We start from the raw sequence: 9,050 nt of genomic DNA, 5'->3' as shown, positions 1-9,050 counted from the left end.
AGTGAAGGTTGAGTTGTTGGAAGGTGAAGTAATGTTAATAGTTGGAGCAATGTTAGTTTTTTCGTTGACCTGAATATTGATTGGTGATGAGATTGCGACAGCACCTTTGTCGTCTGTAGCTCTGGCTGTGATGGAATGGTTTCCAAGTGGTGCATTGCCCCATACAAAGGTAAACGGCTCACTGCTTAGGGTACCGATGTGTGAGGTTCCGTTGAAAAACTCAACCTGTGTGATAGTTCTATCAGCATCTAGCGCCTCAGCATTGATGCTGATGACGTCTCCAAAAGTGAAGGTTGAGTTGTTGGAAGGTGAAGTAATGTTAATAGTTGGAGCAATATTAGTTTTTTCGTTGACCTGAATATTGATTGGAGACGAGATTGCGACAGCACCTTTGTCGTCTGTAGCTCTGGCTGTGATGGAATGATTTCCAAGTGGTGCATTGTCCCATACAAAGGTAAAGGGCTCACTGCTTAGGATACCGATGTGTGAGGTTCCGTTGAAAAACTCAACCTGGGTGATAGTTCCATCAGTATCTTGCGCCTCAGTATTGATGCTGATGACGTCTCCAAAAGTAAAAGTTGAGTTATTGGAAGGTGAAGATATTATAATTGATGGAGGGATGTTTGCAGCTGCTACGACATTTATGGTAATGATTTCAGTTTCTCCAAATAACCCGTTTGAACTTTTTGCGATTGCTTTCAAGTTATGGCTTCCTAAGGGTAGATTTGGTAACGAAATTTGATAAGGTAAAGTGTTTGAGAAACCAACTACGTTATTATTTATTGAGAATTCAACGTTTTCAATATTTTGTTCGTCAGAATCTACTGAGACTTCTAGTTTGATTGGGTCTGATTCAAAAAAAAAGTCATTATCTGAGGGTGATAACCAGCTGATAGTTGGTGCAATTTCTGAGTGAGAAACTGATATGTTCAATGATTCAGAAAAAGCTTCCATTCCATTGATATCAATTGCTTTGGCCTTGAGAATAAAATCGCCTTCCTCTTCAAAAACTTGTTCAAAAATCTCAGGTGTATTTTTGAAGGATTTGATTAAAATTTCGTCAACGTAAACTTCTATTATATTAATTTCTGAGTACTTGCTTTCTGCTTCAATTTCAATTTTCAATTTTTCACCAACAAACAATTGTCTATCGGTTGATGGTGAAATGAATTGGATTATAGGTGGCTCATGTTCTTGAGTTTTTTCAGTACTTAATCGAATCAAAGCCGCAGATGAGAAAGGTGGAATTTCTATTGCCGAAGTAAAGGAGTTGTTTTTTGCATCCAAATAACTTCCACTAAGTGGAAATCTTTGGGGACTTGGGGTATTATTATACTCAAAAAACAAAAAGTCCTCGGCGTTAAACTGATCTACTTCTATTTCCAAAAGTTCAACTTCATCAAGTCCATATGAAAAATCATTCAGTTCGGACTTCAAAGTAATAAATGAGGATCTAGTTTCTATATTATTGTAGAATATGAATTCATACTCTTGAATATCTTTGCTGATATTAAAACCCCTTGTTTCAGTTAAGAATCTCCAAGGATCAACATTCTCATTGAACTCGAGTGAAATGTAACCTTCTTTATTAGACTTTGCTGTAAATTTCAGCAAATAGTATTTATTTTCTTTGAGGCTTCCAGTCTCTAAAGTGAATTTAGATTTTACCTTAGTGTTGACTACTACATGCCCACCTTGAAAGAATTCGTTATTGCTCCAAGTCCTATCGCAATTGCCGTTACAAAATGTATGTTGCACATTTTCAGTAAAATCCTTATTTCTAAAAAGATTGTTTTCAGATCTTTCAAGCACCTCAAGGTAGGGATGTTCTTTTGGAGTAAGATGGCCAGAGCTGTCTCTACCCCACCAAGACAAATTCATAAGCTTGCTGTCGATATTTAGGTTTGGGTGAAGAAATTCATTTATGAAACCGAAATCATTCCCAAATGGATTTATGTAATAGTTGTTATGAAAATTCCCCATATACTCAAAGTCATCTTTAATAGAAAAAACTTTGAGAAATTTTTCATTTGGATTTGGTGTGAAAAAAATGTTGTTCTCAATTTTTATGTTTCTGATAGGGTCACCATACTCGTCATGACTTAAAAGCACATGTTGTTGACAACTATAACTTAAATTGTTTTCGTACAATATGTTTCTAGCATTATGAAAATATACTCCATTATTTGAGACGTTTGAAACTGTGTTGTTTTTTATTTCAATTCCCGAAGAGTTGTCATCCAAGTATATTCCTTCGATTGGAGTAGGTGAAATAGTGCCATTATATAGCGTTCCTTCCTTATAGCCAACACCATTGACGATGATATTGCCTTCAACAACCCTTCCACTCATATTCTTATTGTCAGGCCCTTCCCAGGTATATATTCCTCCTCCATCAGATTTATGCATACAAAAGTTATCAATGAAATTGTTTTTTACTACTGTATTATTCCCTCCAAAATTTATAGCGATATAACCTGTGTTATAGATTCTATTGTTTTCAATTAAGCCATTATGAGAATCATTAGTTGTATAGATTGCCTGTCCATTTAGATCAGCGCTCATGCCCATTCCATTAAAAACATGAGTGTTTTTAATTTCATTGTTTAGGATTTTTACATTTCTAGTTGAGTTTTGTATTTGAATTCCATTGTTAAGTGAATGATTTATAGAACAGTTTGATATTTCTAAATCGTGAGATAAAATTCCGAGGATGGCATTTTCGCCTGTTAGTGAAATGTTTGTATTTAAAATTTTCACATTGGTTCCTTGTTGAATCCTGATTCCTGTTGTGTTTGCTCCTCTGAGGTCTAAATCATTTATGGTAATGTTTCCTATATCCCAACCAAATGAAATTAAATAAGGTAGATTACTGATTTTCACTGTATGGTTTGCCGGAGACCGATCTCCAAAATAGACATACAGTTTTTGGTTGTTTTTATCATAGTACCACTCACCAAATTGATCTAAGGTGTTCAGATGATTTTGAATAAAAAAGCCATAACCTTTATTCGCATTATAGTGTGAAGAATTAGTTGAATAATTTATTCGTGTGCTTGAGTGACTACTTATGTTATGTCTATCTATGATCCAAGGATTTTTTCTAATTACTATCTCTCCCCCAGACCAATTTGAACTACCGCTTAAGTTTGATGAGATGATTGAATTGTTATTTGGTGTTGATTCTATATTTAGATAACCTTTGTTTGGACCATCAAAATTTGGAAATCTCCCCAATTCATAAGGAGTTTCGTCTATCGTAAATACGTTTATTTTTTCAATTTCTGTAATCCTTAACTCAGCTTCATAAACCCCATTGCCAACGGATGACCATCCATTTACTTCAACAAAAGAAGTGATAATAGGTTTGTCTCCCGTTCCGTATGCCCCGAACTCTATTGCGTTGTTAGAATTATTATGTCTATTGATTTTTATTGTTCCATAGAATACATCCCCTCTTTTGAAAAGAACCTTATCACCAGGAGAAAGACTGTTCATGATACTGTTTAGCTTATCAATACTTTTCCATGGGCTATTTTCGTTTTGTGCACGTGCAGCTGTTTCATTATCATTTCCTGAACTTGAAGAAATATAAAATGTGGCTGCTTTTATGGGGGTATTCCCATTTAAAAAAATAAATAGAAACAATAAAACTTTTACTCTTTGCATGTGGATACAATTTTCAATAAATACTTTAACTTAATCTTAAATACTTGTTTCTAGATAGGCTGTATAACCTATTTATATTTTCCGCAACTTTAATTTGTTTTTTGACAATGGGATTTTGTCTTTTGGGTTTTCAAGCTTATGTTAATGTATTTAGAATATAATTTTGGTTGATTTATTTTCGATCAACATTTCTGATAATTAAATGGAAATAAAATTCATTTTCAAAATAATTTTCAACTTTTTTTGAAACGCATTTTTTTGAATAATCTTGTTTTCGAGTTACATTAAGTACAGATTAATTTTTTACAATATTAAATCTATTCTCGATAGATACACCTATTTGAGTGATTAATGACATGTTTCTAAAAAGTTAATTTCTTTTTTTATTTAATTTTTTTAAAAAAATTAAAATTATTAAGACAAAACAGATGATTTTGTGTTTTTTCGATCAGTCACTGTTTTAGTTTTTTGTCTCCTTATTTCTTTCAAGTGTCTTTTAATCAGTTATATGTGTAGTCTTCTTAGGGTTGCGTGATAGTATAAAAATCTGTTTTATTTTTTAGGGATTAAAATTCAAATATATACTTTATTAAAATCACCCAATAATGCATAAAAATGTTTTTTGTATTAAGTATTTTGTTTTTCAAATATTTGATTTACATTTATGATAAATAACATCAAGAGTTGTAATTTCAATTAAATTGGTCATGAATCCTACACTATTAAAACAATATAAAACGGTAAACCTCTTTGGGTATTCTGTGTTTAGTGATAAGTTAGAGAATATCGATTTTAATAATAGGCTTGTAATTAATACGATCAATCCACATTCTTATCATGTTGCTTTAAAAGACGATTTTTTTCATGATTCTTTAATGCAAGCTGAAATCTTATTACCTGATGGAGTTGGGATTGTGCTTGCTAATAAGTTGATCAATAGGTCGAAGATTCAAAAAATTGCAGGGTATGATGTATTTCTTCATATCCTAGAGAGTAACAAAAACAAACCAATAAAATGCTTTTTTCTAGGATCAAAAGATTCAACCTTAAAGCTCATAGAAGATAGGTTGCGTAAAGAATATCCTAATATAGAATTTGGGTGCTATTCACCTCCATTCAAAAGTGAATTTTCTTCTTTTGATAATGCTGAAATGATAGGCAGAATTAATGATTTTACCCCAGATTTTTTATTCGTAGGAATGACTGCTCCAAAGCAAGAAAAATGGACAAAGACAAATCGTGAATTTTTAGATGTAAATGTAATTTGTAACATTGGGGCTGTTTTTGATTTTTATGCTGGTACAACAAAGCGTGCTCCTGATTTTATGGTAAAAAGTGGTTTTGAATGGCTTCATAGGTCTTTAAAAAGTACGAGATTGTTGAAAAGAACACTTACTACAAGCCCTCTATTTGTTCACTATACACTAGTTGAATTTGTTAGAAATCTTTTAAGGCCTGAAGAAAAAGAAAGTCATCAAACAAGTTCAAAAAGTTATCAATATTAGAATTAGTCTTCCATGCTTTTATTCAGAAGATAAAAGAGAGCTTTAACTTGGACTATATGAATTTGAGTGGGTAAATGAATACTAGAGAAATGGAAGTGCAAATTTTGTTTAACAAATAGTGATCGGATTTTCTGTATTGATTTGCGCTTTACAAAACCATGTTCAATAAAAGAAACAATTATTTTGGCTTTCAATGATGAATATTGATTTGTTTGAACCCATCAAGAAATAGCTTCTCTTTTTTGTCTTTGGAATTTCAGATGTAGCGCTTTAAATATGTTTTATATAGTTGTAATAAAATCCCATTTAATTACTTCAAATACATTTAAATGAATTTTAAAATATAAAAATTGTAATTAATGTTTTTTCTATTTACTTTTATGTGTTCCAACTATTCAACGTTATGACACTAGCTATTGGGTTTGCAGTAACAGTAATTCTTACTTGGTTCTTAATGCCTTATCTCATTCGATTTTTGCTTGAAAGGGGTATTGGCGACATTATTGATGATCGAAGAATGCACATCTCTTTTACCCCAACTGCTGGAGGTATTGGAGTTATGGTGCCAATTTTTGTTAGTGCCTTTATTGGTTTGATGTTTTTTCAATTTGATCAACTTCTCCTTCCTGTGCTAGCCGTTTTTTTTATAACTATCACTGGGGCTATTGATGATATATATGATTTAAAAGCAAGTAGGAAGCTAGCAATGATGATTCTTCCGGCTGTTGTCTTGACAGTCTTGGGCTTTAGAGTAGATTCTCTTTATGGTTTGGCAGGGATTTATGAAATACCAGGCTACCTTTCTTATCCTTTGACAATTTTAATTTACGTGTTCTTAACCAATGCCTTTAATTTGATAGATGGAGTAGATGGTTTGCTTAATGTAGTTGCTTCATTTATGTTCATTGTTTTAGGTAGTTGGTTTTTTCTAGTAGGTGAGTATGCCTATTCCTTTTTGGCTTTCTCATTCCTAGGAGGATCTTTAGGGTTCTTGATTTACAACTGGAGTCCTGCCAAGATATTTATGGGGGATACTGGCTCTTTGAGTATAGGTTTTGTAATGGCTGTATTTGGGATCACATTTCTGAAAGTGAATGATGGGTTGCCTGTTGCGTTTGAATTCCACATTGATACTCCAGTATCTTTCATTATCACCTTGTTGATCTTTCCTATTTTTGACACTTTCCGCGTTTTCCTGTTGAGAATTTGGAATAAAACATCCCCTTTCAAAGCTGATAAAAGACATATTCATCATTGCTTGTCTTATTTTGGATTCAATCATCGCATGATAGCTTTGACAGCATTAGTGTTCAATGTGATGTTGTTCATTGGAGTTTCTGCTATTGATCAGTTGAGTGATTCTATGCTGATCCTTGTTGTTACGGGAATTCTATTTCTGTGTAGCTTTACAATTTATATCTTCAGAACTCATCGAGTTACAATTGCAAAAAGGAGAACTGTTACTGATAGGGAGTTGGAAATTCACTAAGTCTTGCTTTGTGATATTCTTCTCATTTAAATTTTCAATGATATCACCTTTCATTTCAAAAAGATCTACAAAACATTCCCGAAATATATTGTAGGTTTTTTTGGGAATCAATAAAATGTTTAAGTGCTTTAATTTGTATATTTGATTCATTAATTGATATACAAAAATTATTTTTTGTAAAGTTAGGGTAAATAAATTCAGGCATGATCAAAATGAAGTTTATGACTTCTTGTATGGGGTTTAGACTCCTCATATTTCTTTTGTTTTTTATGACACATATCATGTCAGGTTTGATATTTCCATGCCAATTTTTGAGTGCTAAGGGTGACGATTCGAAAAATCAATCAATCAATCAGTCAGCTGTCGAAGCTGTTTTCTCCCCTTTATTTTTGGAGGGAAGTGTAATTGAAGTATGTGCTGAGTCAAATGAAAAGAAGGGGATACCAAATGTACCTATTATCCTTGTTCCTAAAGGTGGCAGTCTTGAAAGTGGACTAATTACAATGACCGATGATAATGGAGACTACTTTTTTGATGATTTAAAAGTTGGAGAATATGTGATAAAAGTACATGATGTCGGTTTGATGGCAAATACGAAGCTTTATCCTCTTCAAAATTCACAAGAAATATTCATTCTACCTGCAGCCTCCAAAGCTTGCCATGAGTTTCATTATACAAAGAACGAGCAGAAGATGATCGGAGGCTTGTTGTGGTATGACTTGAATGGAGATGGTCGTCCTAATGAGTGGTACGATGCTAATGGTGATGGGGTGGTGACTAAAAATGTGCTAGATGGTCAGCCAATCTCTTTGAAGGAATGGGAATGGATAGACTTTAATGGTGACGGTAGTTATGAAGGAGCTGAGAACATAGGGGAGCTTAGAATGGCTGGGATAGCTAATGCAGAAAACCAAAGCAACATCCGTATTCAAAGTCCCAGTGGGGTTGAGCATTTGATTTCTACAGACATGTTGGGGTATTACGCTATGATGGTAGAGGAAGAAGGGAGTTACCAAGTTTCGATTGATATAGATGACTATATGGAATTGGAAGCAGAGCACATTGGTAATTCAGGTAAAGTCGCTGTATTAAATGACTTTGTTTTAGAAAGAATGATTAGCGATCCCACTATCGCCTGTGGTTTGACAACTACAGATCAATACGATTTCAATATTTCACCAGAGAAGTTGCAGATGTTGAGAGCTGATTTTGGATTAAGGTGTTTTGAGATGCAAGCCCCCCTTGAGCTGTTAGCTATTGATGATGAGCTTGGAGAGTTTGTAGTAAGCTTTGGGGGCATGATTGGGAATATATTAGACAATGATTTGCTAGACGGTCAGTCAGTCACTATGGACAATGTGGACTTTGTTTTCACAGATTTGGATGGTATCGTAGGTCTTTTAATTAATCCAAATGGTGAGTTGAGCTTGATACCGGGTGTAAATGAAGCTAGGGATTATAGATTAAGGTATGAGTTGTCAGAGGTGATGAATCCAAGTAACATGGATGAAGCATTTGTGACTTTCCGAATCTTGAATGATGAGGTTGACATGTCAGTAAGCAAGACTTCTTTTGGAGTGACAATCTACGAAGGGGACGAATTTGAATATGAGATTCAAGTGTTGAATCAAGGAGTGACAGATGCAGAGAATGTAGTGATCACGGATGATTTACCAAATGGAGTTAGCTATTTGAGTTCTAGTTTCCAAGCGAGTGATGTTAGTATCCAACCTTCGACGACAACAAATGGTCAGCGAGTAACCTGGACAGTTCCAAACTTCCCTGCAGGGGCAAGCTTGACGATTCGAGTACAAGTAAGAGCGAATGAACTACCAAGTTCGAATCCAATTACCATTACCAATGTGGTGACGGTGGTGTCAGATGGTGAAGAGGTTAGTCCAGAGAATAATACTGATACAGATGTGAATACGGTGAATCCGTTCTTTATCCCGAACGTGATTACTCCAGATGGAGACAATAGAAACGATAGTTTCGAGATCAAAGGTCTTGGCAAGTTTGCGACAAACGAGATCGTGATCTTCAACAGGTACGGAGACCATGTCTTTGAGCGAAGCGACTACCAGAATGACTGGCGCGCAGATGGATTACCAGCGGGTACATACTTCTATGTACTCAGAGGTACAGACAATGCGGGAAGACTTCACGAGTTCAAAGGATGGATTCAAGTAATAAAGTAATATTTTTATACTGAATGCTGCCAGTCGAATAATTAATTGGTACTTTTTGATTCATTTCGATATTAACCCTACTTTGTCATGTTTCTGGGGATCTGTTTAAATTTCTTTGAATCTGGCGTCGATAAGCATAAAGGTGTTTGAGACAATAATCCATGGTACTCTCAAGGTTTTCCCACCTGCTAGAGATAG

General features: G+C 34.4%; 4 protein-coding genes. 3 read left to right on the top strand and 1 reads right to left on the bottom strand.

Features of this window, described 5'->3' with window-relative positions:
* Positions 1–3,669: Ig-like domain-containing protein (locus MM239_RS20075; protein WP_241350117.1), on the bottom strand; the 3,669-nt coding region annotated here is incomplete at its 3' end.
* 707 nt (positions 3,670–4,376) lie between these two features.
* Here MM239_RS20075 and MM239_RS20070 point away from each other — a divergent pair.
* The 3 genes from MM239_RS20070 to MM239_RS20060 all read left to right on the top strand — a co-directional run bounded on the left by MM239_RS20070 (position 4,377) and on the right by MM239_RS20060 (position 8,861).
* Complete coding sequence (locus MM239_RS20070; protein WP_241350116.1) at positions 4,377–5,174, top strand: WecB/TagA/CpsF family glycosyltransferase; 798 nt, start codon at positions 4,377–4,379, stop codon at positions 5,172–5,174.
* A gap of 403 nt (positions 5,175–5,577) precedes the next feature.
* The gene (locus tag MM239_RS20065) at positions 5,578–6,663 is read left to right on the top strand and encodes a glycosyltransferase family 4 protein (protein WP_241350115.1); all 1,086 of its coding nucleotides are present in this window, start codon (positions 5,578–5,580) and stop codon (positions 6,661–6,663) included.
* Positions 6,664–6,866: 203 nt separating this feature from the next.
* On the top strand, positions 6,867–8,861 hold the full coding sequence (locus MM239_RS20060; RefSeq protein WP_241350114.1) for a T9SS type B sorting domain-containing protein: 1,995 nt from the start codon (positions 6,867–6,869) through the stop codon (positions 8,859–8,861).
* Positions 8,862–9,050: the final 189 nt, after the last annotated feature.

It is taken from the genome of Belliella filtrata (genome assembly GCF_022549775.1).
GTDB lineage: Bacteria > Bacteroidota > Bacteroidia > Cytophagales > Cyclobacteriaceae > Belliella > Belliella filtrata.
Note: the sequence above shows the minus strand (reverse complement) of the source record. Positions and strands in the feature narration are given on the sequence as shown.